General features: G+C 74.4%; 23 protein-coding genes. 6 read left to right on the top strand and 17 right to left on the bottom strand.

Annotated features, from left to right (window positions below):
* Positions 1-6 precede the first annotated feature (6 nt).
* On the bottom strand, positions 7-1,410 hold the full coding sequence (locus ACH443_RS03880; RefSeq protein ID WP_430589721.1) for an NAD(P)H-quinone dehydrogenase: 1,404 nt from the start codon (positions 1,408-1,410) through the stop codon (positions 7-9).
* Between the two features lie 185 nt (positions 1,411-1,595).
* On the opposite strand from ACH443_RS03880, the gene ACH443_RS03875 reads away from it, so the two are divergent.
* Positions 1,596-2,447, top strand: coding sequence for a purine-nucleoside phosphorylase (locus tag ACH443_RS03875; RefSeq protein ID WP_429762488.1), 852 nt, complete (start codon positions 1,596-1,598; stop codon positions 2,445-2,447).
* Between the two features lie 40 nt (positions 2,448-2,487).
* Complete coding sequence (locus ACH443_RS03870) at positions 2,488-4,335, top strand: phospho-sugar mutase (protein ID WP_430589524.1); 1,848 nt, start codon at positions 2,488-2,490, stop codon at positions 4,333-4,335.
* A gap of 7 nt (positions 4,336-4,342) precedes the next feature.
* Here ACH443_RS03870 and ACH443_RS03865 read toward each other — a convergent pair whose 3' ends face one another.
* The 15 genes from ACH443_RS03865 to ACH443_RS03795 all read right to left on the bottom strand — a co-directional run bounded on the left by ACH443_RS03865 (position 4,343) and on the right by ACH443_RS03795 (position 20,341).
* Complete coding sequence (locus tag ACH443_RS03865; RefSeq protein ID WP_429762490.1) at positions 4,343-5,173, bottom strand: siderophore-interacting protein; 831 nt, start codon at positions 5,171-5,173, stop codon at positions 4,343-4,345.
* A 72-nt stretch (positions 5,174-5,245) separates the two neighbouring features.
* Positions 5,246-6,799 (bottom strand): hypothetical protein, encoded by a 1,554-nt coding sequence (locus ACH443_RS03860; RefSeq protein ID WP_430589523.1) that lies wholly within the window; start codon positions 6,797-6,799, stop codon positions 5,246-5,248.
* Between the two features lie 7 nt (positions 6,800-6,806).
* Positions 6,807-7,457 carry an ABC transporter ATP-binding protein gene (locus ACH443_RS03855; RefSeq protein ID WP_429762492.1) on the bottom strand — a complete coding sequence of 217 codons (651 nt, stop codon included), beginning with the start codon at positions 7,455-7,457 and terminating at the stop codon, positions 6,807-6,809.
* Between the two features lie 10 nt (positions 7,458-7,467).
* Entirely contained in the window at positions 7,468-8,199 is a 732-nt protein-coding gene (gene deoC / locus ACH443_RS03850; protein ID WP_430555698.1) for a deoxyribose-phosphate aldolase, read from the bottom strand.
* The gene (locus tag ACH443_RS03845) at positions 8,196-9,311 is read right to left on the bottom strand and encodes an adenosine deaminase (protein ID WP_429762494.1); all 1,116 of its coding nucleotides are present in this window, start codon (positions 9,309-9,311) and stop codon (positions 8,196-8,198) included. Before ACH443_RS03845 ends, deoC begins: the two co-directional genes overlap by 4 nt.
* 19 nt (positions 9,312-9,330) lie before the next feature.
* A complete protein-coding gene (locus tag ACH443_RS03840; RefSeq protein WP_429762495.1) occupies positions 9,331-9,585 on the bottom strand; it encodes a hypothetical protein in 255 nt (84 codons plus the stop codon).
* A 124-nt stretch (positions 9,586-9,709) separates the two neighbouring features.
* Positions 9,710-10,549, bottom strand: coding sequence for a hypothetical protein (locus tag ACH443_RS03835; RefSeq protein ID WP_430589522.1), 840 nt, complete (start codon positions 10,547-10,549; stop codon positions 9,710-9,712).
* 29 nt (positions 10,550-10,578) lie between these two features.
* On the bottom strand, positions 10,579-11,886 hold the full coding sequence (locus ACH443_RS03830) for a thymidine phosphorylase (protein WP_430555696.1): 1,308 nt from the start codon (positions 11,884-11,886) through the stop codon (positions 10,579-10,581).
* Entirely contained in the window at positions 11,883-12,308 is a 426-nt protein-coding gene (locus tag ACH443_RS03825; protein WP_430589521.1) for a cytidine deaminase, read from the bottom strand. The genes ACH443_RS03830 and ACH443_RS03825 overlap by 4 nt, the downstream gene beginning before the upstream one ends.
* Before the next feature lie 2 nt (positions 12,309-12,310).
* Entirely contained in the window at positions 12,311-13,609 is a 1,299-nt protein-coding gene (locus tag ACH443_RS03820) for an ABC transporter permease (protein WP_430589520.1), read from the bottom strand.
* Positions 13,606-15,027: an ABC transporter permease gene (locus tag ACH443_RS03815; RefSeq protein WP_429762500.1), complete on the bottom strand. Its 1,422-nt coding sequence runs from the start codon at positions 15,025-15,027 to the stop codon at positions 13,606-13,608. The genes ACH443_RS03820 and ACH443_RS03815 overlap by 4 nt, the downstream gene beginning before the upstream one ends.
* Complete coding sequence (locus tag ACH443_RS03810) at positions 15,024-16,568, bottom strand: ABC transporter ATP-binding protein (RefSeq protein ID WP_430589519.1); 1,545 nt, start codon at positions 16,566-16,568, stop codon at positions 15,024-15,026. Before ACH443_RS03810 ends, ACH443_RS03815 begins: the two co-directional genes overlap by 4 nt.
* Positions 16,569-16,743: 175 nt before the next feature.
* Positions 16,744-17,838 (bottom strand): BMP family protein, encoded by a 1,095-nt coding sequence (locus tag ACH443_RS03805; protein WP_430589518.1) that lies wholly within the window; start codon positions 17,836-17,838, stop codon positions 16,744-16,746.
* Between the two features lie 182 nt (positions 17,839-18,020).
* Positions 18,021-19,211, bottom strand: a complete 1,191-nt coding sequence (locus ACH443_RS03800; protein ID WP_430589517.1) for an amidohydrolase — start codon at positions 19,209-19,211, stop codon at positions 18,021-18,023.
* Complete coding sequence (locus tag ACH443_RS03795) at positions 19,208-20,341, bottom strand: mannose-1-phosphate guanylyltransferase (protein ID WP_430555693.1); 1,134 nt, start codon at positions 20,339-20,341, stop codon at positions 19,208-19,210. The genes ACH443_RS03800 and ACH443_RS03795 overlap by 4 nt, the downstream gene beginning before the upstream one ends.
* Before the next feature lie 179 nt (positions 20,342-20,520).
* Between ACH443_RS03795 and sdhC the strand changes: the two genes are divergently transcribed.
* The 4 genes from sdhC to ACH443_RS03775 are packed head-to-tail and all read left to right on the top strand — an operon-like array spanning position 20,521 to position 23,987.
* Complete coding sequence (sdhC, locus tag ACH443_RS03790; RefSeq protein ID WP_429762505.1) at positions 20,521-20,904, top strand: succinate dehydrogenase, cytochrome b556 subunit; 384 nt, start codon at positions 20,521-20,523, stop codon at positions 20,902-20,904.
* Positions 20,904-21,368, top strand: coding sequence for a succinate dehydrogenase hydrophobic membrane anchor subunit (locus tag ACH443_RS03785; RefSeq protein ID WP_429762506.1), 465 nt, complete (start codon positions 20,904-20,906; stop codon positions 21,366-21,368). The genes sdhC and ACH443_RS03785 overlap by 1 nt, the downstream gene beginning before the upstream one ends.
* A gap of 16 nt (positions 21,369-21,384) precedes the next feature.
* Positions 21,385-23,220, top strand: coding sequence for a succinate dehydrogenase flavoprotein subunit (gene sdhA, locus ACH443_RS03780; RefSeq protein WP_429762507.1), 1,836 nt, complete (start codon positions 21,385-21,387; stop codon positions 23,218-23,220).
* Positions 23,220-23,987, top strand: coding sequence for a succinate dehydrogenase iron-sulfur subunit (locus ACH443_RS03775; protein WP_429762508.1), 768 nt, complete (start codon positions 23,220-23,222; stop codon positions 23,985-23,987). Before sdhA ends, ACH443_RS03775 begins: the two co-directional genes overlap by 1 nt.
* Here ACH443_RS03775 and ACH443_RS03770 read toward each other — a convergent pair.
* A complete protein-coding gene (locus ACH443_RS03770; protein WP_430555692.1) occupies positions 23,971-25,059 on the bottom strand; it encodes a YihY/virulence factor BrkB family protein in 1,089 nt (362 codons plus the stop codon). The two genes, ACH443_RS03775 and ACH443_RS03770, sit on opposite strands and share 17 nt — an antisense overlap.
* Position 25,060 lies beyond the last annotated feature (1 nt).

Here is a 25,060-nt window from a genome sequence, read left to right as displayed (position 1 = left end):
GGGCCGTCAGACGGCGGCGTCCTCCCCCGACTGCCCGTGCAGCACGCGGGCGGCCTCGGCGATCGACCCGGACAGCGACGGGTAGACGGTGAACGAGTCGGCGACGTCGTCCACCGTGAGGCGGTGCGCGACGGCGAGGGTGATCGGGAAGATCAGTTCGCTGGCGCGCGGGGCCACGACGACTCCGCCGAGCACGACGCCGGCGTCCGGGTGGGCGAAGAGCTTCACGAAGCCGTCGCGCATGCCCAGCATCTTGGCGCGCGGGTTGCGCGCCAGCGGCAGCGTCGTCGTGACGTACCGGTAGCCCCGCTCGCGGAGCGTCGACTCGCTGAGGCCGACCGTCGCGATCTCCGGAGCGGTGAAGATGTTGGCGGCGACGCGACCAGGCTTGAGCGGCGCGACGGCGTCGCCCAGGGCGTGCGACATCGCGATGCGGCCCTGCATGGCCGCGACGGACGCGAGCGGCAGCACGCCGGTGCAGTCGCCCGCGGCGTAGACGCCGGGCACGGAGGTGCGCGACACGCGGTCCACCTCGACGTGGCCGCTCGCCGACAGGCGCACGCCCGCCTCCTCGAGGCCGATGCCGGCGGTGGACGGCACCCCGCCGACGGCGATGAGCACGTGCGAGCCCTCGACGACGCGCCCGTCGGTCAGCGTGACGGCGATGCCGTCCTCGGTGCGCACGGCGGACGCCGCACGCGACCGTGACATGACGGTCATCCCGCGGGCGCGGAAGACGCCCTCCAGCAGCTCGGCGGCGTCCATGTCCTCGCCGGGCAGCACCCGGTCGCGGGAGGAGACGAGCACCACCTGCGAGCCCAGTGCCTGGTAGGCGCCCGCGAACTCCGCGCCGGTGACGCCGGACCCCACGACGATCAGCTTCTCGGGCAGCTCGGCGAGGCCGTAGAGCTGCGTCCAGGTGAGGATGCGCTCCCCGTCCGGGACGGCGGTCGGCAGCGTGCGCGGCGTGGCGCCGACGGCGAGCAGCACGGTGTCGGCGTCGAGCGTCGTCGTGCCCGTCTCCGTGTCGACGACGACCCGCGACGGGCCGTCGAGGCGGCCCGCTCCGGCGACGATCTCGACGCCCTCGCGCTCGAGCCGGGAGTGGATGTCGCGCGACTGCGCGTCGGCGAGCGCGAGCACACGGGCGTTCACGGCCTCGAGGTCGACCAGGTCGCGACGCTCGCCCGCGGGGGCCTCCCCGCGGACGCCGAGCTCGGGCCCCTGCTCGGCCGTGGTGAACCACTCGGCGGTGGCGATGAGGGTCTTGGACGGAACCACGTCGGTGAGCACGGCGGCGCCGCCGAGCCCGTGGCGCTCGACCACGGTGACGCGGGCGCCGAGCCGGCGGGCCACGAGGGCGGCCTCGTAGCCGCCCGGGCCCCCGCCGACGACGACGACGTGCGGCAGGCGCGGGTCGGTCTCGGGGACGCCTGGGGTGGCGGCGACGGTGGAGGCCGGGCTGTCGGGGGTGGTGGCCGGCGAGGTGTCCGGGGAAGGGGTGTTCACGGAGGGCACGGGGGTCATTGTGTCAGGCCGCCGGGCCCCCGGCGTCGGCGCGGCGACGGGTCGCGGCCCGGACTACCCTCGGGACCATGAGCACCACGAGCCGCAGCGTCGGGGACCTCGACGACCCGACCACCGACCCGTTCGACGTCGCCCGCGCCGCGGCCGACCACATCGCCGAGGCGACGGGGGTGCCCGGTCACGACGTCGCCCTCGTGCTGGGCTCCGGCTGGGGCGGCGCCGCCGAGCTGGTCGGCGACGTCGTCGCGGAGATCCCGACGCACGAGATCCCCGGCTTCGCCCGCCCCGCCGTGGCGGGGCACGCGGCGACCACGCGCTCGATCCGCGTGGAGCGGCCCGACGGCGCCGTGCGGCACGCGCTCGTCATCGGCGGACGCACGCACCTGTACGAGGGCAAGGGCGTGCGGCGCGTCGCCCACGGGGTGCGCACCGCGGCGGCCACCGGCTGCGAGACCGTCGTGCTCACCAACGGCTGCGGCGGCCTGCACATCGCGTGGCGGCCCGGCCAGCCGGTGCTCATCCGCGACCACCTCAACCTGACGGCCACGTCGCCGCTCGAGGGCGCCACGTTCGTCGACCTCACCGACCTGTACTCGCCGCGGCTGCGCGAGATCGCCCGCGGCGTCGACCCGGAGCTGCCCGAGGGCGTGTACGCGCAGTTCCACGGGCCGCACTACGAGACGCCCGCCGAGGTGAAGATGGCCGGCCTCATGGGCGCGGACCTCGTCGGCATGTCGACCACGCTGGAGGCCATCGCCGCCCGGCACGCCGGCATGGAGGTGCTCGGCGTGTCCCTCGTGACCAACCTCGCCGCGGGCATCAGCCCGCAGCCGCTGTCGCACGAGGAGGTGCTGGAGGCCGGCCAGGCCGCCGGCCCGCGCATCAGCGAGCTCCTCGCCCGCATCGTCACCGCCCTGTAAGCGCGCACCGAGCCGAGCACCCGACGGAGGGGACCCCGCCATGAGCCTGGACACCGACGACCCGGCCTTCGAGCCGGCCGCGACGGCGACCGACCTGCCCACGCTGCTCGACGCGGTGGAGCGCTGGATCCGCTACGACGTCGACGACGACGACAAGGCCGAGCTGTCCCGGCTCGCCCAGCAGACGTCGTCCGAGCGACCGAGCACCCGCGAGCACGCCGTCGCGCTGCTGCGCGACCGGTTCGCCGGTCCGCTCCAGTTCGGCACTGCGGGGCTGCGCGGCGCGATGGCGCCCGGCCCGAACCGGATGAACCGCGCGGTCGTGACGACCGCGGCGTCCGGCCTCGGCACGTACCTCACGTCGGTGCTGGGCCGGGGGGTGGCGGCGCGCGTGGTGGTCGGCTACGACGCCCGCGACCGGTCGTCGACGTTCGCCACGGACACCGCAGCGGTGCTCACCGCCGCCGGCCACGAGGTGCTGCTGCTTCCCTCCGCCCTGCCCACCCCGGTGCTGTCGTTCGCGGTGCGCCACCTCGACGCCGACGCGGGCGTCATGGTCACCGCGAGCCACAACCCGGCCCAGGACAACGGCTACAAGGTGTACCTGGGCGGGCGGGTCGTCACCGACGCCGGCCAGGGTGCGCAGATCGTGCCGCCCCACGACGCCCGCATCGCCGAGGCCATCGCCGCCGCGGGGCCGCCGTCGGGCGTCCCGCGCGTCGAGTCCGGCTGGCGGGTCCTGGGCCGCGAGGTGGTCGACGCGTACGTCGCGTCGGTTCATGACCTGGCCGAGCGCGCCGGCACGTCCACCGGTCCGACGGAGCGGGCGGCGCTGCGCGTCGTCACGACGTCCCTGCACGGCGTCGGCGGTCGTGTGCTCGCCCGGGTGCTGGCCGACGCGGGGTTCACGCGCGTGCTGCCGGTCGAGGAGCAGCTCGACCCGGACCCGGCGTTCCCCACGGTCCGCTTCCCCAACCCGGAGGAGCCCGGCGCCATCGACATGGCGGTCGCCCTCGCGGAGGCGCACGCCGACGTGGTCATCGCCAACGACCCCGACGCCGACCGGTGCGCGGTCGCCGTGTACGACCCGAGCCACGGCACGCACCAGGGCGCCGAGACGGCCCGCTCGCACGGCTGGCGGATGCTGCACGGCGACGAGGTGGGCGCCCTCCTCGGGCGCGAGGCGGTGCGCCGCATCGCCCGCGGCGACGTGCCCGCGCCGGACGGCTCGGGCACGGGCCCGGTCGTGGCGTCCTCGGTCGTCTCGTCGCGGGTGCTGTCCTCGATCGCGGTCCGCTACGGGGTCGGGCACGCGACGACCCTCACGGGCTTCAAGTGGATCGCCCGCACCCCCGGGCTGGTCTTCGGGTACGAGGAGGCGCTGGGCTACTGCGTGGACCCGGCCCGCGTGCGCGACAAGGACGGGCTCAGCACCGCCGTGCTCGTGGCGCTGCTCGCCGCCCGGGAGAAGGCCGCCGGCCGCACGCTCGTGGACGCGCTCGACGACGTCGCCCGCGAGAACGGCCTCTTCGTCACCGACCAGCTCTCCATCCGGTTCGACGACCTGTCCCGCATCCCCGACACGATGGCGCGGTTGCGCACGGCGCCGCCGCGCACGCTCGCGGGGGCGGGCGTCGCCGAGGTGCTCGACCTCTCCGACGGCATCGACGGCCTGCCGCCCACGGACGGCATCGTGCTGCTCGGCGCGGACGACACGCGCGTCGTGGTGCGGCCCAGCGGGACCGAGCCGAAGGTCAAGTGCTACCTGGAGGTCGTGGAGCCCGTGGCCCCGGACGCGTCGGCGATCGACGTCGGTCGGCTGCGCGTCGCGGCGCACAAGAAGCTGGACCGGATCAAGGCCGACCTCCGGACGGCGCTCGGCCTCTGACCCCGTCTCAGCCGACCAGGGCGGCGTCGTCCTGGTCGACGGCGGCCTTCCACTCGCCCTTGCGGGCGCGCCAGTCCTCGTCGTCGCTGCCACGACGCCAGTAGCCGGACGCTGACAGCAGCTCGCGCGGCACGTCCAGCTCCGTGCGGACCCACCGGCGCAGGTCGCGCACCATGCCGGCCTCGCCGTGCAGGAAGACGTGCGGCGCGCCCGTGGGGAGTTCTCCGGCGGCGTGCGCGGCGCGCACGGTGCCGGCGAGGTCGCCGGCGCCGCGGTGCACCCAGGTGAGCGTGAGGTCGGCGGCGCTGACCAGCTCCTGCTCGTCCTCGGGCCCCGGGACCTCGACGACGGCGTGCGCGACGGCGCCGGCGGGGAGCGCCTCGAGCGCCGCCGCGATGGCGGGCAGCGCGGCGTCGTCCCCGACGAGCAGGTGCCACGGCGCCTCCGGGTCGGGCGCGTATCCGGCGCCCGGACCGAGGAACGTCACCGGCTCCCCCGGCTGCACCCCCGTCGCCCACGGCCCGCCCACGCCCTCGTCCCCGTGCACGACGAGGTCGAGGTCCCACTCGGCCTCGCCCGACGCGGCGACGTCCGCGTCGCGCCGGGACCGCACCGTGTACGCGCGCAGCAGGGGGCGGCCGTCCGCCAGCTCGCCGAGCACGAGCTTGACATAGGTGTCGGTGTGCCCGGTGGGCTCGAGCGCCGCGAGCTCGGGGCCGGCGATCGTGACCCGCACCAGGTGCGGGGTGACCCGGCGGACGGCCGTGACCGTCGCGTGCCGAGGGGTGCGCTTGCGGGCGGGCGGGCCGGCGGGGGCCTGGGGCTGCGAGTCAGACATGGTGAGGCGAGCCTAACTTCCCCGGGTCGCCACTCCGCGTGTGACGTCGCTCACCTGTCGGCCCGCGCCGGCTCACGCCCGCGCGAACCGACTCACCCCGGCCGCCGCGAGCCCGGCCGCGAGGGCCAGGACGAGCACCGCCGCCGTCGCGCCGGGGCCGACCCGCTGGAGCAGCCAGGCCGCGCTCGCCACCACGAGCCACCCGCGCAGGTACCAGGCGCCCAGCACCAGCATCGACATGTCGCCGTTCGGCGTCATCATCGGCGTGAAGAGCCCGGGAGGCGCCGCCGTCGCGCCGGCCACCCAGACGCGCGCGCCGAGCACCAGGGCGACCACGAGGAGCGACGCCACGACGCCGCCCGCCCCCGCTCCCGCCGTCCCCGCCGCGGCGGCGACCAGCGCCAGGACCGCGGGCACCACCGCGTGGCCCGCGACGGCGCGCCCGGCCGAGCCGGGCAGGAGCGCGCCCGGCTGGGGCTGGGCGGCGAACGCGTGCAGGCCGTCGGACCAGGTCCGCGCCGCCGCGTACAGGGCCAGGGCTCCGGCGACGGTCACGACGGCCGGGCCGCCGTCGGCCCCCCACCGCACGAGGAGCGCGCCGACGACTCCCGTCGCGAGCGCGGCGGCGGCCGCGGCGGGCCGGCGTCGGAGGCCGAGGAGGTCCCGCGCCACCAGGGGCGCCGCGCGCAGCAGAGGCCGTGGGAGACGCGCCCGGCGTCCGCGGTACGTGCGGGGCCCGAGCACGTCGGCCGCCGCCCCGGAGTCGCCGCCCACCAGGCCGCGCCCGGCCGTCACGGTCCGCGACTGGCCCGCGGCGGCCGCGTCGACGTCGAGCTCGTCCGGCAGCACCCGCACCACCAGCCACGCCGACGCCAGCCCGACGGCGACGACCAGCGCGTCGCCCACGAGGACGCCGGCCCGGCTCGCGGGCGACGGTGCCGGGGCGAAGGCGGGCAGCGCCAGGGGCGTCGCCGCCCCCACGGCCGCGACCAGCCCGAGCAGCAGCAGAAGGACGGTGACCCCGACGGCGGCGCGTCGTCGTCCCGGCGCCTGCGCCGCCGCGCCGACCGCCAGCGGGACCTGCGCCAGCAGCGCGGCCCCCACCCCCGCGCCGAGGAGCGCCCCGGGCTCGGCGGCCTCTGGCCCGCCCGCGAGGCCCGCGGCGCCCGCGGTCGCGGCGAAGGCGCCGACGGCCGCGGCGCCGAGGGTGAGCAGCAGCGCGCGGCGGCGAAGGACGTCGCGAGGGCGGAACTGGCCGGACAGCGCGAAGGTCGTCTCCGCGCGGCTCGTCCACAGCGGCCCTCCCGCCCGGGACGCGGCCAGCCCGGCGAGGCCGGCGACACCGAGCGCCAGCGCCGACCCGGCGACGAGCAGCGCCGCCCGCCCGTCCGCCGCGTCGGGCGCCGGCACCGCCGCGGCCGCCTGGACGAGGGCGCTCCACAGGATCGGGCCGTACACGAGCGCGAGCAGCACCACCCCGTACCCGAGGTAGACCCGGTCGTGCGGGTCCCCGCCGGACTCCGCAGCCCGCACGACCAGCGTCCGGCGCCGCAGCGACGCGACCCAGCGCCGCCAGCGCGGGTACGGCACGCGGGCGCCGTCGTCGACGTGCGCCGTCACGCTCACGACGCGCTCACCGAGCACCCGGGGCCGCGAGCTCGACCTCCCGGCCGCGGCGTGCGAGGTCGGCGCGCAGGTCGGGGTCGTGCGTCGCGACGAGGAGCGCCCGGCCGGCGTCCAGCGCGCCGGAGACGAGGCGCCGCGCCACCGCCCGCCAGCGGGCGTCGAGCCGCTGCTCCGGCTCGTCGAGCAGCACCACGCGGGCGGGCCGGTAGAGCGTCGTCGCGAGGGCGAACATCTGCCCCTCCCCCGACGACAGCTCCCCGGGGAGCTGGTCGCGCACCCGGTCCAGCTCGGCCGCCGCGAGCGCCGTCTCGACGTCGGGGCCCGGATGCCGGCCCGCCCACGCCGACGCGACGAGGCGCAGGTGCTCGGCGACCGTGAGATCGGGGTACGCGGACAGGCCGCCCAGCAGCAGCGCGACGTCCTCCCGCCGCCGCAGGCGCGCCTGCCCGGCGGGCAGGCCGAGCACCCGCACGTCGCCCGAGGTCGGCTCGTCCTTGCCCGCGACGAGGCGCAGCAGCGTCGACTTGCCGCTGCCGTTGGGCCCGACGACGGCGGCCGCCTCGCCCGGCGCCAGCGTCAGCGACGTGGGCGCCAGGACCTGGACCGTGCCGTGCGTGCGCGCGGCCGCGCGGACGTCGACGAGCGGCTCGGCGGCCACCCGGCGGCCCTCAGTAGCCGCTGTCGCCGGCGGGCGCGGCCTGCCCGGAGAACCCTGCGAGCACGCCCGCGGTCCCGGACAGGCCCAGCCGCGTGGCGCCGGCGCGGATCATGGCGAGCGCGTCGTCCAGCGTCCGGACCCCGCCCGAGGCCTTGACCCCCAGCGCGCCCCCGACCGTCTGCGCCATGAGCTCCACCGCGTGCACGGACGCGCCCCCGGCCGGATGGAAGCCCGTCGAGGTCTTCACGAAGTCGGCGCCGGCGTCCTGCGCGGCCTGGCAGACGGCGACGATCTCGTCGTCCGTGAGCGCGGCCGCCTCGATGATGACCTTGAGCAGGTGCTCGGCGGGCACGGCCGCGCGGACCGCGGCGATGTCCGCCCGGACCGCGTCGAACGCGCCCTCCTTGGCCGCGCCGACGTCGATCACCATGTCGACCTCGTCGGCGCCGTCGGCGACGGCGCGGGCCGCCTCGGCCGCCTTCACCGCGCTGACGTGCTTGCCCGACGGGAAGCCGCACACGGTCGCCACCGCGATCCGGCCGGCCGCGACGCGCGCGGCGTGCGCGACGAACGTCGGCGAGATGCAGACGGAGAACACGCCCAGGCGGACGCCCTCCTCCACCAGGGCCGTGACGTCGGCGGTCGTGGCCTCCGGCTTGAGCAGCGTGTGATCGACGAACCGCGCGAGCGCGAGGGCGTCGGCGGGCACGTCGGCCTGGCCGGACCGGGCGGCGTCGTTCATCGCTGCGCTCCCTCGACCTGCTGGTACCCCGGCAGGATGACGTCGTCGACCAGCGCGCGGCGCTCGTCGTGGTGCATGAACGCGCTCCACGCGGCGGTCAGGGTGACGTCGGCCAGGTCGTCGATGGTCCAGCCTGCCTCGGTGACGAGCCGCGTCATCTCGTTCGTCATGGACGTGCGGGACATGAGGCGGTTGTCCGTGTTGAGCGTGACCGCGAAGTCCAGCTCCTTGAGGCGCGTGATCGGGTGGTCGCCCACCGACGTCGCCGACGTGGCGCCCGTCTGCAGGTTCGACACGGGCGCCACCTCGAGCGCGATCTGGTGGTCGCGCACCCAGTGCGCGAGGCGCCCCAGCTCGGCGCGCCGCTCGCCGTCGTCGTCGAAGCCCTCGTGGAACGTGATGTCCTCGACGATCCGCACGCCGTGGCCGATCCGGTCGGCCTGGCCGAGGTGCACGGCCTCGGCGATCGAGGCCGGCCCGGCCGCCTCCCCCGCGTGGATCGTCGTCGGGAAGTCCTGCTCGGCCAGGTAGCGCCAGATCTCCACGTGCCGCGAGGGCGGGAACCCGTCCTCCGGGCCGGCGATGTCGAAACCGACCACGCCGCGGTCGCGGTGGGCGACGGCGAGCTCGGCGATCTCCTGCCAGCGGTCGGTGTGCCGCATCGCGGTGACCAGCTGCCCGACGCGGATGATCTGCCCGCGCGACGCCGCCTCGCGGATGCCCTCGTCGATGCCCGCCTGCACGGCCTCGACGGTCTCCGGCAGCGTCAGCCCACGGGCCAGGTGCTGTTCCGGCGCCCAGCGCTGCTCGGCGTACACGACGCCGTCCGCAGCCAGGTCCAGCACGGCCTCGCGCGCCACGCGGGCCAGGGCGTCGGCCGTCTGCATGACGGCGATGGTGTGGTCGAACGTCTCCAGGTACCGCACCAGCGACCCCGAGTCGGCGGACTCGACGAACCAGGTGCCGAGCGACTCGGCGTCCGACGCCGGGAGCTCGTGGCCCACCTCGGCGGCGAGCTCGAGGACGGTCTGCGGTCGCAGGCCCCCGTCGAGATGGTCGTGCAGGAGCACCTTGGGCAGGGCGGGGATCAGGTCGACGAGGGCTTGCGTCATGGGGCCAACCTACCGGCGATCAGGCGTCGCCGGAGGCCTCGGGATCGTCGAGCCCGGGAACCTCCTGGCTCTGCTCGACGACGTCGGCCTCCGCGGCCTCGCCGTCCAGGTCGGGCCGGGCGTGGCGCGGCTTGTACTCCTCCACGCGGCCACCGGCCTCCGCGGCGTCGCCCGCCTCCGCGTCGTCCGTCAGGGCGTCCTCGACCAGGCTCGTGGTGTCGTCGGGATTCTCGAGCCCGGCGTCCCGCCAGGCGTCGTCCGGGGCGGTGCTCATGGGACTTGTCCCTTCGCTCGACGGCGGTGCGCTCCCATCGTGGACCCCGGCCCCGTGGCGCGCCAGAGGAGCCGGGGGACCTGTCAGCAGGCCGTGCGTCTGACGGCTCGGCGGCGGCCGGACCTCAGCCCCGCGCGTCCCGCGGCAGCAGCGCCCACACCACGTGCGGCCAGCCCCCCAGCGCGGCGGCGACCAGCGGGTCGTCCCCGCGCTCCCGGGCGCCGGCGGCGACGAGCCGCGCGACCGGCACCCCGTGCAGCCGGCCGGCCGACGGTTCGTAGACGGTCGCGACGCCGCCCCGCACGGTCGTGAGGAGGACGACGTGCCGGGGCACCGCGGTCGACACGCCCCCGGCGAGGTCGCCGCCCGAGTACAGCGGGACGGGCACGCCCGCGGCCGCAGCCTCCACCGCGGCGGCGAGCACGCGCCCGCCCGAGCGCCCGCCGACCACGCGATGGGTGTAGCGGACCGGCCCGTACCGGGCGACGCGGGCCGCTCCCCACGGCGGCGTGCCGAGCGCGACGGGCCAGGCCGGCAGGCCGCCCGGCCCTCGCGTGGCGCGGGCGTGCAGCGTCCGCTGGGACCCGGCGAAGACCTCGGCGGCGCCCGGCGGCCGGCGGCTCAGCTCGAGCGCCCGGCGCGGGTCCCCCGCGAGCGCGAGCAGGGCCAGCACCGCCGCGCCGCAGGTGCGCTCGTCGACCTGCCGGGCCGTGGCGACCACGCCGTCCGCCGCGGGGAGCGTCAGCGTGCGCGGGCGCCCCGGGGCGGGCTGCGGACCGAGTCGGCCGAGCGGGTCGAGCACCCGTGCCCGCACCGCCGGGGCGAGCGCCGCGAGCGCCGGGACGAGGTCCTCGGGCACCTCCGGGCGGGCGAACCGTCCGGCGGGCGGAGGCTCCGGCGTCGGCCCCGCGAACGCGCCCAGGAGCGCGAGGACGTCCGTCGCGCGCAGCGCCCGCGCCACCATCGCCAGGACCTCCCGACCGCCCGGCCCGGTCAGCCGATCCGGTCGAGCAGGAGCGGTCGGGCCGCGTCGCCGCTCGCCGCGTCGTCGACCGCCCACTGCCCCTCGAGCGCCGCCCTGGCGCGGTCGAACCGCTCCGGGGTGTCGGTGTGCAGCGTGAGCAGCGGCTGGCCAGCGGCGACCTCGTCCCCCGGCTTCGCGTGCAGCTCGACGCCCGCCCCGGCCTGCACCGGGTCCTCCCGGCGCGAGCGCCCCGCGCCCAGGCGCCACGCCGCGATGCCCACGGCGTACGCGTCGAGCCGGGTGAGGACGCCGGACCGGTCCGCGAGCACGTCCTGCCGCTCGCGGGCGCGGGGCAGCGCCGCGTCCGGGTCGCCGCCCTGAGCCGCGATCATCCGGCGCCAGACGTCCTTGGCGCGGCCGTCGGCCAGCGCCGCGCGCACCTCGGCCTCGGGCACGGCCCGCCCCGCGCCGGCCAGCATCTCCACGGCCAGCGCCACGGTGAGGTCGACGACGTCGGCCGGGCCGCCGCCGTCGAGCACCTCGACCGACTCGCGCACCTCCAGCGCGTTGCCCGCGGTGCGGCCGAGCGGCACGGCCATGTCGGTGAGCAGCGCGACCGTGCGCACGCCCGCGTCGGTGCCGAGGTCGACCATGGTGCGGGCGAGCTCCCGCGCGGAGTCCAGGTCCTTCATGAACGCGCCGGAGCCCACCTTGACGTCGAGGACCAACGCCCCGGTGCCCTCCGCGATCTTCTTGCTCATGATCGAGCTCGCGATGAGCGGCACGGACTCGACCGTGCCCGTCACGTCCCGCAGCGCGTAGAGCTTCTTGTCCGCGGGGGCCAGCCCCGCCCCGGCGGCGCAGACCACCGCGCCGACGTCCTCGAGCTGGTCCATCAGCTCCGCGTTGCTCAGCGCCGCCCGCCAGCCGGGGATCGCCTCGAGCTTGTCGAGCGTGCCGCCCGTGTGCCCGAGGCCGCGGCCCGAGAGCTGCGGCACGGCCACCCCGAAGGCCGCGACGAGCGGCGCGAGCGGCAGGGTGATCTTGTCCCCCACGCCGCCGGTCGAGTGCTTGTCCGCGGTGGGCCGCGACAGGCCGGAGAAGTCCATCCGCTCGCCGGACGCGATCATCGCCCCTGTCCAGCGCGCGACCTCCGGGCGCGTCATCCCCCGCAGCAGGATCGCCATCGCGAGGGCCGACATCTGCTCCTCGGCGACGGCGCCGCGCGTGTAGGCGTCCACCACCCAGTCGATCTGCGCCGCCTCGAGCGGACGCCCGTCGCGCTTGGTCCGGATGACGTCGACGGCGTCGAACGGCTCGCTGCCCGGCACGGTCATGCCTCGCTCCCCTCGCGGTCACGATCCAGGTCCGGTGCGCCGAACGCGTCGGGCAGCACCTCGGTCATGGGCACGACGCCCCGCACGGACTCCACCAGCAGGTCGGGGCCGCCGTGCTCCCACAGGAGCTGCCGGCACCGCCCGCACGGCATGAGGGTCCGCCCCGCGCCGTCCACGCAGGTGAACGCGACGAGGCGGCCGCCGCCGCCCGTGACCAGGGCGGACACGAGGGAGCACTCCGCGCAGAGCGTCACCCCGTAGGCGGCGTTCTCCACGTTGCAGCCCACCACGACGCGTCCGTCGTCCACGAGCGCGGCCGCACCGACCGGGAAGCCGGAGTACGGCGCGTAGGCCCGCCCGACGACGTCCCGCGCCGCGGCGCGCAGCGCCTGCCAGTCGACGGTCGGACCAGTGCTGGTCATCGCTACTCCTTGGTGTAGGGCGTCCCCGACGCGGCGGGCGCGCGGGACTTGCCGACGAGCCCGGCCACGGCCAGCAGCGTCACCACGTACGGGAGCATCAGCATGAACTGGCTCGGGACGGGCGACCCCACGACGGACAGCACGTTCTGCAGGTTCGTCGCGAAGCCGAACAGCAGGCCCGCAAGGGCCGCCCGCAGCGGGTCCCACTTGCCGAAGATCACGGCGGCGAGGGCGATGAAGCCGGCGCCCGCCGTCATCTCGCGCCCGAACTGGTTGATCGACACCACGGTGTAGAACGCGCCGCCGAAGCCCACCACGGCACCGCCGATCAGCACGGCCCTGTACCGCGCGCGGAGCACGTCGATGCCCACCGTGTCGGCCGCCTTGGGGTGCTCGCCCACCGCGCGCACCCGCAGGCCCCACTTCGTGCGGAACAGGGCGTACCAGACCGCCGGCACCGCCACGTACATGAGGTAGACGACGATGGTCTGGTTGAACAGCACCGGCCCGATCACCGGGATGCTCTCCAGCCCCGGGATCGGCAGGCGGGGGAACCGCACGGTCGAGTTGAGCGTCTCCGCGTTGGGCACGAGCAGCTCGGAGTAGAAGAAGCTCGTCAGCCCGATCACCAGCACGTTGAGCACGACTCCGACGATCACCTGGTTCACCCGGTAGGTGATCGTGAAGAGGCCCAGCACGAGGGCGACCAGGGCGCTGGCGACCACCGCCGCGACGAGCCCCGCCCACGGGCTGTTCGTGAGCGACCCGACGATCGCCGCGACGAAGGCGCCGGCCAGCAGCTGGCCCTCGATGGCGATGTTCACGACGCCGGCGCGCTCGCCGATGACGCCGCCGAGCGCGCCGTACACGAGCGGGACGGACAGGCCCACCGCGCCGCCCAGGAGGCCGACAACGGAGAGGTCGCGCGGGCTGCCCGCGGCGGCCCACGCGAGAAAGCCGACGAGCAGCGCGGCCGCGAAGATCGCGATCGCCCACGCGGGGACGCGCCGCCCGGCCCGGGTGCGCACCACCGCGAAGGCGAGCACGGCGAGCCCGATGGCGCCGCACACCCAGGCCGTGCCCATCGCGGGGAGCACGAGGGTGGACAGCACCACGAAGTCGGTGCTGGTCGAGAGCGCGAAGCGCGAGGAACCCTCGTGCGGCGCCAGGAGCAGCAGCAGCGCGTACAGCGCGAGGACGACGGCGAGGCCGATCGCGGCCTTCCAGCTCACCGGGGCACCGGCGCGCGGCGCGGGCGCCGCGGCCGCGGGCCCCGCGGCGTCGACGGTCGTGGCGGTCATGCCTGTCCCTCCTCGGTGCCGCGCGCGGCCTCGGCGCGGCGGCGGTCCCGTCGGCTGTCTCGTCGTCGGGGTGTGCGTTCCGGCTGCGGCAGCCGGAAGATGGCGCGCACCAGCGGCGGTGCGGCGATGAACAGCACGATCAGGGACTGCACGACCAGGACGATCTCGATCGGGATGCCCTGGGCGGCCTGCATCGCGGAGCCGCCGGCCTTGAAGCCGCCGAACAGGATGCCGGCACCGAGCACGCCCCACGGCGAGGAGCCGCCGAGCAGCGCCACGGTGATGGCGTCGAAGCCGATGCCCGCGTCGATGTCGGCGCTGAAGCCCGTCGTCACGGTGCCCAGCACCTGCTGGGTGCCCGCGAGCCCCACCAGGCCACCGGCGACCAGCATGACGAGCACCGTGGTCCGGGGGACGTCGATGCCCGCGACGCGTGCCGCCTTGGGGTTCTCCCCCACGGCGCGGAAGGCGAAGCCCGTGCTGGAGCGGTTGAGGAGCCACCACACGCCGACGACGGCCAGGACCGACAGGACGAAGCCCCAGTGCAGGTTGTAGCGGTCTCCGAGGAGCGGCGGCAGCACGGCGCTGTCCTGCATCGGCGGGGTCTTCGGGTTCGCCGAGCCGGGGGCCTGCATCAGGCCGGGGGTGGCCAGGAGGTACGACAGCAGGTAGAACGCGATGTAGTTGAGCATGATCGTGACGATCACCTCGTGCGCCCCCGTGCGCGCCTTGAGCAGGCCCGCGATGCCGGCCCACAGCGCACCCGCCGCCACGCCGGCCACCAGGCACAGCAGCATGTGCCACGGGAACGGCAGCCCGGTGACGCCGAAGCCGATCCAGCCCGCGGCGGTCGCGGCCACCAGCATCTGCCCCTGGCCGCCGATGTTGAACAGCCCGGCCCGGAAGGCGAGGGCGACGCCGAGGCCCGCCGCGATGAGCGGTGTGGCGTTCGTGAGCGTCTGCGTGAGCGGCCGGATGCCCTGCGCGAACGTGTCGGCCCCGAAGTTGTAGACCGCGCCCTGGAAGAGCGCGGAGTACGCACCGCCCACGGCCTGGCCGATCGCGCTGAGCGTGTCGCTCGGCCGCGAGAAGAAGTACGGTGCCGCGGCCTGCACGCTCTCGTCGGTGACGACGATGAGGATCGAGCCCGCGAGCACCGCGAGCACGATCGCGCCCAGGGCGACGGCCCAGCCGCCCGACGTCGCGCGGCGGACCGCGTCCCGCCACCGCTGGCCGGAGTCCTCGACGACGGCCGCCTGCTCGCGCGCCGCCTCCTGCTCCAGCTCCTCCGCGAGACCGGGCTCTGCGGTCGCGTCGACCTGCTCCAGCGCCTCGCCCAGGCGCGAGTCGGGGTCGACGTCGAGCCCCTGGTCCTGTGCCGGGTCCTGCCCCCGGTCCTGGGGCGTCTCGCCGCTCACGCCGCGTCTCCTTCGTTCTGGGGCCCGGTCGGCGACGCGTCCTCGGGCGCGATGCCGGCCATCATGAGGCCGAGCACGTCACGGGGCGTGGCGGCCGGGACGATCCCGACCACGCGGCCGCGGTACATGACCATGATGCGGTCGGCGAGCGCGACGGCCTCGTCGAGCTCGGTCGAGACCACGACCACCGGGATGCCGGTGTCACGCGTCTCCACGATCCGCTTGTGGATGAACTCGATCGACCCGACGTCGACCCCGCGCGTCGGCTGCGCCGCGACCAGCAGGCGCAGCTCGCGGGACAGCTCGCGGGCGAGGACGACCTTCTGCTGGTTGCCGCCGGAGAGGCGACCCACGCGGGTCTCGATGCCCTGCGTGCGCACGTCGAACTCGGCGACCTTCTCGCGGGCGAAGTCGTCGCGCGCCGCGAGCTGCAGGGTTCCCCGGCGGACGAACGGCGGGCCGTCCGTGCGGTCGAGCACGAGGTTCTCGGCGATGGTGAACTCGCCGACCAGGCCGTCCTCGTTGCGGTCCTCCGGCACGAAGCCCACGCCCGCGTCGAGGATCCGGCGCACCGAGCGCCCCACCAGCTCCTTGCCGTCGAGCCGCACGCTGCCCGTGACCTGCTCCTGGAGACCGACCAGGGCTTCGGTCAGCTCGGTCTGCCCGTTGCCCTGCACGCCCGCCACCACGAGCACCTCGCCGCCGCGCACGGTGAAGCTCACGTCGTCCACCAGCACCTGGCCGTCGGGACCGGTGACCCGCAGGCCCGTCACCGCCAGCTCGTTCTCGGTGGTGCGCGGCGCGTCCTTGCGGACCGTCAGCTCGACCGCGCGGCCCACCATCAGCGACGCGAGCTCGGCGTCGGTCGCGCCCGGGCTGGCCTCGCCGACGACCTTGCCGTGCCGGACGACGGTGATGCGGTCGGCGACGGCGCGCACCTCGCGCAGCTTGTGGGTGATGAAGACGATCGCCGCCCCCTCGTCCCTGAGCTGGCGCATGATCGCCATGAGCTCGTCGGTCTCCTGCGGGGTGAGCACGGCGGTCGGCTCGTCGAACACCAGCACGTCGGCGTCGCGCGAGAGCGCCTTGATGATCTCGACCCTCTGCTGGACCCCGACCGGGAGGTCCTCCACCAGCGCGTCCGGGTCCACCTGGAAGCCGAACCGCGCCGAGATCTCCTGGACCTTCGTGCGGGCGCTCTCCAGGTCGAGGACCCCGCCGGCGCGGGTGGACTCGTGACCGAGCATCACGTTCTCGGCCACGGAGAACACCGGCACGAGCATGAAGTGCTGGTGCACCATGCCGATCCCGGCGGCCATCGCGTCGCCGGGCCCGTCGAAGTCCTGGACCGCGTCGTCCAGCAGGATCTGGCCCTCGTCGGCCTGGTAGAGCCCGTAGAGCACGTTCATCAGGGTGGACTTGCCGGCGCCGTTCTCGCCCAGCAAGCAGTGGATCTCGCCCGGTTCCACCACCAGGTCGATGTGGTCGTTCGCCACGAGCGCGCCGAAGCGCTTCGTGATGCCTCGCAGCTCGAGCCTCATGCTCTGCCTTCCATCCGTCGAGGATCAGTCGAGGGCCGTCCGGGGCCAGGTCGACGCACCGTCGTCAGCCTCTCACCGGGGCGCCGTCGTCGCCGCCCCGCATACGTCGTGCGCGGGCCCGGGGGTGGTTCCCGCGGGCCCGCGCACGAGCGTCACCGGTAGGTCGAGGAGCCGGTCACTCCTGGCCGGAGAGGTACGACTCGACCGTCACGTCGCCGGCGATGATCTGCTCCTTGAGGGCGTTGACCTCGTCCATGAGGGCGGGGTCGACCTTGTCCTCGAAGTTGTGCAGCGGGGCGAGCCCCACGCCGTCGTTCTCGAGGGTGCCCACGTACGGCGTCGGGTCGAAGTTGCCCTGGCCCGCGGCGAGCACCGCCTCGGAGGTCGAGACGTCCATGCGCTTGAGGATCGAGGTCAGGACGTAGTCCTGCGTCGACGGGTCCGTCTCGAAGAAGTCGGCGTCGACGCCCACGAGCGCGATGTCCTTGCCGGAGTCCTGGATCGCCGCGATCGCCGACTGGTAGATCGGGCCACCGACCGGCAGGAGCACGTCGACGCCCTGGTCGATGATGTTCTGCGCGGTCGTCTTCGCGGTCTCGTTGGCCTCGAAGCCGCCCGTGAACGAGCCCTCCTCACCGCCGGTGAAGCCCACGACCTCGACCTTGGTGCCCTTGGTCTCGTTGTAGTACTCAACGCCCTGCTTGAAGCCGTCCATGAAGATCGTGACCGTCGGGAACGGCTGGCCGCCGAAGGTGCCGACCTTGCCTGCCTCGGAGTACCCCGCGGAGAGGTAGCCGGCCAGGAACGCGGCCTGCGCCGTGTCGTAGAGCAGCGGCTTGATGTTCTCCGCGTCGGCCTCGCCGTCGAAGTCCGCGTCCGCGGCGTCGTCGACGATGATGTAGTGCGTCTCCGGGTTCGCGGTGGCCGACTCGATCGTCGCGGCGGAGAGCGCGAACCCGACCGACACGATGGCGTCGCAGTTCTGCCCGACGAGCGACTCGAGGTTCGGCTTGAAGTCGCTCTCCGACTGAGACTGGACCTCGACGGCCTGGGTGCCGAGCTCCTCGGCGGCCTGGAGCACACCCTCGTAGCTGAGCTGGTTGAAGCTCTTGTCGTCGAACCCACCCTGGTCCGAGACGATGCACGGCTTGAAGTCGCTCGTCGCGCCCGCACTGCCGCCGTCGCCGGACTCCTCCGGGGCCTCCGCACAAGCCGCCAGCGCGAGCGCGGCGACGCCGGCGAGGGCCGTGAGCTGGATCGCTCTCTTCACCTGTCGCTCCTGTCGATCGTTCGTCGGGCCAGGATCGTCCGGCCCGTCACCGACGGAAGCCTAGCCATCGGTGCCCGCGCCGAGAACCGCAGGCGACAAAGCCGCAGGAGTCGTTACCGAAGCGGTATCGACGCCCCCGGTCACCGGGGCTTCCCGCAACACGCCGGTCACTTTCCGGCGTCTCACGGCTGCAGCGCGAAACGTCCCAGCAATCGGGCACCGACGGCGATCGCCCGCTCGTCCACGACGAGGTCGCCCTGGTGGATGTCGTAGCGCCGCTCCCCCGGGGTCCCGGTGCCGAGGCGCGCCATCGCGCCCGGCACCTTGGTGAGGTACCAGGCGAAGTCCTCGCCGCCGAGCGACTGCTCGGTGAGCACGACGCCCTCGGGGCCGAGCACCGCGGTCCCCGCCGCCTCGAGCGCGCCCGTCACGGCCGCGTCGTTGTCCACGGGCGGGACGCCGCGCGCGTGCCGCACGGTCACGTCCACCTCGTACGGCGCCACGACCTGCTCCACCGCGTCGTGCAGCACCTGCCCGGCACGCTCCCACGCGCGCACGTCGAGGCAGCGCAGCGTGCCGGCGACCGTGCCGGTCGCCGGGATCGCGTTGTGCACGTTGCCCGCGTGCACGGCGCCCCACGTGAGGTTCACGCCCGAGCGCGGGTCCAGCCGGCGGCCCAGCACGGCGGGCACCTGCGTGATGACCTGACCCAGGGCGTACACGACGTCGCCCGTGAGGTGCGGGCGGGAGGTGTGCCCGCCCGAGGACGACAGGGTGACCGTGACGCTGTCGGAGGCCGAGGTGATCGGCCCGATGCGGGTGCCGACCTGCCCGACGTCCAGCTTGGGCTCGCAGTGCACCGCCGCGATGCGGTCGACGCCGTCGAGCGCGCCCTGGGCGACGACGTCGTGCGCGCCGCCGGGCATGATCTCCTCGGCCGGCTGGAACACGAGCCGGACGCCGCGCTCGAGCAGGCCCTCGGCGTGCAGCGCGGCGAGCGCCAGGCCGGCGCCCAGCACCACGGTGGTGTGCACGTCGTGCCCGCAGGCGTGCGCCACGCCCGGCACCACCGAGCGGAACGGCAGGCCGCACGAGTCGTCGAGGGGCAGCGCGTCGATGTCCGCGCGCAGCGCCACCCGGCCCAGGCCGTCGGGCGACCGGTCGGGGCCGACGTCGCAGACCAGGCCGGTGCCCTCGAGCAGCCTCGGGGCCAGGCCGGCGGCGCGCAGCCGGTCGGCCACGAGCGCCGTGGTGCGGACCTCCTGCCGGCCGAGCTCGGGGTGCGCGTGCACGTCGCGCCGGATCGCCACCAGCTCGTCCTCGAGCGCCGTGACGATCTCGTCCAGCCGCGCCCCGGCCTCCCGGGCGCTCACAGGACGTCCTCGCGGCCGTGGGTACGCATCGCGTCGACCATGTCCTTGACCTGCTGCGCGCGGGCGCGGGTGGTCACGAGGAGCGCGTCCGGGGTGTCGACCACGACGACGTCGTCGATGCCGAGCAGCGCGACCACACGGTCGCCGCCGGGCACGACGACCGAGCCGGCCGACTGGACCCGCACGACGTCGGCCGGGTCGCCCAGCACCTTGGAGCCGCCCTCGTCGTCCGACGGCAGGAGCGCGGCGAGCGAGTTGAAGTCGCCGACGTCGTCCCACCCGAACGTGCCGGGCACGACGGCGACGCCGCCCTCGGCCGCGACGGGCTCCGCGACGGCGTGGTCGATCGCGATCTTCTCGAGGCCGGGCCACACCCGGGCGACCACGGCCGCACGGTCGGGCGTGTCCCAGGCGGCGGCGATCTCCCGCAGCCCGTCGTGCAGGGCGGGGCGGTGCGTCGCGAGGTGGCCCAGGAGCACGGAGCTGCGGGCCACGAAGATGCCGGCGTTCCAGCGGTACTCGCCGGACGCCACGTACTCGCGGGCCGTCGCGGCGTCGGGCTTCTCCGTGAAGCCGCGCACGTGCAGGGCGCTCGGCGCGCCCTCGACGCCGAGCGGCTCGCCGCTGCGCACGTAGCCGAACGCCACGGACGGGCGCGAGGCGGCGATGCCGATGGTCGCGACGTAGCCGGCGCGCGCGGCCGCGACCGCCTCCCGCACCGCGGCGTCGAACGACGCCGCGCCGGACACCACCTGGTCCGCGGCGAACGAGCCCACGACGACGTCGCCGTGCCGTCGCTCCAGCACGGCCGCGGCCAGCCCGATGGCCGCCATCGAGTCGCGCGGGGAGGGCTCGGCGAGCACGGCGTCCTCGGCCAGCTCGGGCAGCTGCTCGCGCGCGGCCGCGACGTGCGGCTCACCGGTGACGAGCACGACCCCGCCGCCGGCGAGCGGACGCAGCCGGTCGACCGTGCCCTGCAGCAGCGTGCGGCCCGCGCCGGTGAGGTCGTGCAGGAACTTCGGCGCGCCCGCGCGGGAGAGCGGCCACAGCCGGGTGCCGGCGCCCCCGGCGGGGATCACGGCGTAGAACCCGGGGACCGGTGAACGGGAGGGGTGCGCCGCAGTGCTCATCCCCGCAGCATAAGCGTGCTGACGACGCGGCCGTCGGCGACGTCAACCCTGTGGAATAGGTCACGAAAGGCACCGGACCGTCCCGGTTTGCCGGACCTCGTGTGCCGTGAGACGACCGGATGTCACTACAGTGACCGTGAACGGAATCCACACAGAATCCGCCAACGGAGGCTCCCCCCGTGCCTACAGCACCTGCTGGCACGCTCTACCGCGGCCGTGAAGGCATGTGGTCCTGGGTCGCGCATCGCGTGACCGGCGTGCTCATCTTCTTCTTCCTCCTCGTGCACATCCTGGACACGGCTCTCGTCCGGGTGTCGCCCGAGGCCTACAACGCCGTCATCGGGACGTACCAGACGCCGATCATGGGACTCGGGGAGGCCGGCCTCGTCGCCGCGATCGTCTTCCACGCGTTCAACGGCATCCGCGTGATCCTCGTCGACTTCTGGGCCAAGGGCCCGAAGTACCAGAGGACGATGCTCTGGGTCGTCGTCGGCCTGTTCGTCGTGACCATGGCCGGCTTCCTGCCGCGGCACCTGATGAACGTCTTCGGAGGTGGGCACTGATGGCCTCGACCCAGACCCCGTCCGCCATCGCGGCCCCGCGGTCCCCCTACGCCCGCCGCAGGACGACCCGCGGCAACTACGAGCTGTACAGCTGGGTCTTCATGCGGGCGTCCGGCGTCGTGCTGGTCGTGCTGATCTTCGGCCACCTCTTCGTCAACCTCATGGTGGGCGAGGGCGTGCACGCGATCGACTTCGCCTTCGTCGGCGGCAAGTGGTCCAGCCCCTTCTGGCAGGTCTGGGACCTGCTGATGCTGTGGCTCGCGATGATCCACGGGACCAACGGCGTGCGGACCATCATCAACGACTACGCCCAGAAGGACTCCACCCGCGGCGTGCTCAAGGTGCTGCTGTACCTGGCGTTCACGATCGTGGTCGTGCTCGGCACCCTCGTGATCTTCACGTTCAACCCCTGCCCGCCGGGCGCCCCGGCCGAGCTCCTGCCGTCGATCTGCTTCTCGAACTAAGGACAGGCACCCCCCGATGCAGACACATCAGTACGACGTCGTCATCGTCGGCGCAGGCGGCGCCGGCATGCGCGCGGCGCTCGAGGCCTCCGGCGAGGCCCGCACCGCGGTGATCTCGAAGCTCTACCCCACCCGCTCCCACACCGGTGCCGCCCAGGGCGGCATGGCGGCGGCCCTCGCGAACGTCGAGGAGGACAACTGGGAGTGGCACACGTTCGACACCGTCAAGGGCGGTGACTACCTGGTCGACCAGGACGCGGCGGAGATCCTCGCGAAGGAGGCCATCGACTCGGTCCTCGACCTGGAGAAGATGGGCCTGCCGTTCAACCGCACGCCCGAGGGCCGCATCGACCAGCGCCGGTTCGGCGGGCACACCCGCGAGCACGGCCAGGCGGCCGTGCGCCGCGCCTGCTACGCCGCGGACCGCACCGGCCACATGATCCTGCAGACGCTGTACCAGAACTGCGTGAAGCAGAACGTCGAGTTCTACAACGAGTTCTACGTGCTGGACCTGCTCACGGACCACGACCTCACCACCGAGCAGATCGAGGACGGTGCCGAGGTCAACGCGACCGGCGTCGTCGCCTACGACCTGGCCAGCGGCGAGATCCACGTGTTCCAGGCGAAGGCGATCATCTTCGCCACCGGCGGCGCGGGCAAGATCTTCAAGACGACGTCGAACGCGCACACCCTCACGGGCGACGGCATGGCGCTGGCGTACCGCCGCGGCCTGCCGCTGGAGGACATGGAGTTCTTCCAGTTCCACCCGACGGGCCTCGCGGGCCTCGGGATCCTCCTGTCGGAGGCGGCGCGCGGCGAGGGCGGCATCCTGCGCAACTCCGACGGCGAGCGCTTCATGGAGCGCTACGCCCCCACCATCAAGGACCTCGCACCGCGCGACATCGTCGCCCGCTCGATGGCCAACGAGGTGCGCGAGGGCCGCGGCGCCGGCCCGAACAAGGACTACGTGCTGCTCGACCTGACGCACCTGGAGCCCGCGCACATCGACGCCAAGCTCCCGGACATCACCGAGTTCGCCCGCACGTACCTCGGCATCGAGCCGTACACCGAGCCCGTGCCCGTCTACCCGACGGCGCACTACGCGATGGGCGGCGTGCCGACCAACATCCAGGGCGAGGTGCTGCGCGACAGCCACAACGTCGTCAAGGGCCTCTACGCGGCCGGCGAGGTCGCGTGCGTGTCCGTGCACGGCTCGAACCGCCTCGGCACCAACTCGCTGCTCGACATCAACGTCTTCGGCAAGCGCGCCGGCCGCTCCGCCGCCGCGTACGCGAAGACGGCGGGCCCGCACCGGGAGCTCCCGGAGAACCCGACCGCCCGCGTCGAGGCGCAGCTCGCCGAGATGCGCGACCGCCCCGACGGCGAGCGCGTCGCGGACGTCCGCAAGGCGCTGCAGGAGACCATGGACGCGAACGCCCAGGTGTTCCGCACCGGCGACTCCCTCAACGAGGCGCTGGCGGAGATCCGGGAGCTGCAGAAGCGGTACCGGAACGTCTCCGTCCAGGACAAGGGCAAGCTGTTCAACACGGACCTGCTCGAGGCGATCGAGCTCGGCTTCCTGCTGGACATCGCCGAGGTGACCGTCGTCGCCGCCCTCAACCGCAAGGAGTCGCGCGGCGGGCACTACCGGGAGGACTACCCGGACCGCGACGACGCCAACTACATGCTGCACACGATGGCGTACCGCCGTCCGACGTCGGCTCCCGACGCCGGCGACGGCCACGTCCCGGGCTACTTCGACCACGTCGAGGACTTCGGGGACTACAAGGTCGTCCTGGGGTCCAAGCCCGTCATCCAGACCCGGTACGAGCCCATGGAGCGGAAGTACTGATGACTGCTGTACTCGAGAACCCCGCCACCGAGCCGAAGGCCGGTGCCGTCCCCAGCTTCGAGGTCACGCTCCGCATCCGGCGGTACAACCCCGAGTCGGAGCACGGCGAGGAGTCGACCTGGGACGACTTCACGGTCCAGGTGCACGGCACGGACCGCGTCCTCGACGCGCTGCACATGATCAAGTGGGAGCAGGACGGGTCGCTGACCTTCCGCCGCTCCTGCGCGCACGGGGTCTGCGGCTCCGACGCCATGCGGATCAACGGCCGCAACCGGCTCGCCTGCAAGACGCTCCTCAAGGACGTCAACCCGGACAAGCCGATCACGGTCGAGCCCATCAAGGGCCTGCCCGTGGTCAAGGACCTCGTCGTGGACATGGAGCCGTTCTTCGCCTCCTACCGCGAGATCATGCCGTTCCTCATCACCTCGGGGAACGAGCCGACGCGCGAGCGCCTGCAGTCTGCCGAGGACCGCGAGCGCTTCGACGACACCACCAAGTGCATCCTGTGCGCCGCGTGCACGTCGTCCTGCCCCGTGTTCTGGACCGACGGCCAGTACTTCGGCCCGGCCGCGATCGTCAACGCGCACCGGTTCATCTTCGACAGCCGCGACGAGGGCGCCACGCAGCGCCTGGAGATCCTCAACGACAAGGAGGGCGTGTGGCGCTGCCGCACGACCTTCAACTGCACCGAGGCCTGCCCGCGCGGCATCGAGGTCACCAAGGCGATCCAGGAGGTCAAGCGCGCGATGATCACGCGCGCGTTCTGACCCCCGGCCCGTTCCTCTGGCCGACCCGGCGGACGCTGGACATCCGCAGGGCGTAGGAGCCCCGTCGTACCCCGCGGACGACGGGGCTCCACGGCTTTCCGGAGCCCTGCCCCCGGCGCACCACGCGCTCGATCTCCGCGGCGTCGCGGCGCGCGGCGACCTCCGCCTCGGCGTAGGCGATCTCGTCCAGCCGGGGCGGGTCGTACACCCAGGCGCACATCAGCAGCAGCACCCGGGCCACGAAGTTCACGAGCACCAGCACCGTCACCAGGCCGGCGAACGCCGCCAGCAGCGCGTTGCGCGACGCGCCCGCGGCCACCACGGACGTGCCCAGCCAGCGCAGCGCGCCGGCGACCACGCCCGCCGCGAGGCAGCCCAGGACGAAGTCCCGCCGCTTGCGGGGCCGGACGCGGGCGACCACGCGGACGATGAGGTAGACGAGGAGCGCGTCGAGGAGGATCCCCACGGCGGCCGTCCCGATCGCGGTGAGCTGGGCGACGAGGAAGTTGCTGCCGAACAGGTCCTCGACCCGCCGGCTCACGGTCTGCGAGACGATGCTCGCGGCCGCGGACGCGACGACCATCCCGCCGAGGATGACGAAGCCGAGCAGCTCCCAGATCTTCGACAGCACCGGGCTGACGCCGACGACGGGCTGGTCGAACATCGACCGCACGGAGATGCGCAGGGCGCGCATGAACCCGATCGCCGTCCAGAGGAACACGACCGCGGCGATGACGGTCGCCGGGTTGATGACGGAGGGCAGCAGCAGGTCCGTGGGGTCGAGGATGCCGTCGCTGTCACCGGTGTCGATGAGCCCGGGCAGCCAGGTGTTGATCTGCTCGAACACCGCGTCCTGGAGCTCGGGCCGGTCGGCGAGCGTGCGCGAGAACACCGTGAAGCCGATCGTCAGCGCCGCGAAGAGCGAGAAGATCGCGGTGTAGGCGATGCCGCCGCACAGGAGGGCGCCGCGACGGTCGACGTACCAGTACCACGACCGCACCGGCCGCAGGCTCTTGAACCACTGGTACGCGACGAGGGACCGGCTCTTCGCCTGTTCGAGTCGGTCGTTCACA

The organism is Isoptericola sp. NPDC019571, from assembly GCF_044389385.1.
Taxonomy (GTDB): Bacteria; Actinomycetota; Actinomycetes; order Actinomycetales; family Cellulomonadaceae; genus Isoptericola; species Isoptericola nanjingensis.
This window is presented reverse-complemented; position numbering and strand designations above follow the sequence as displayed.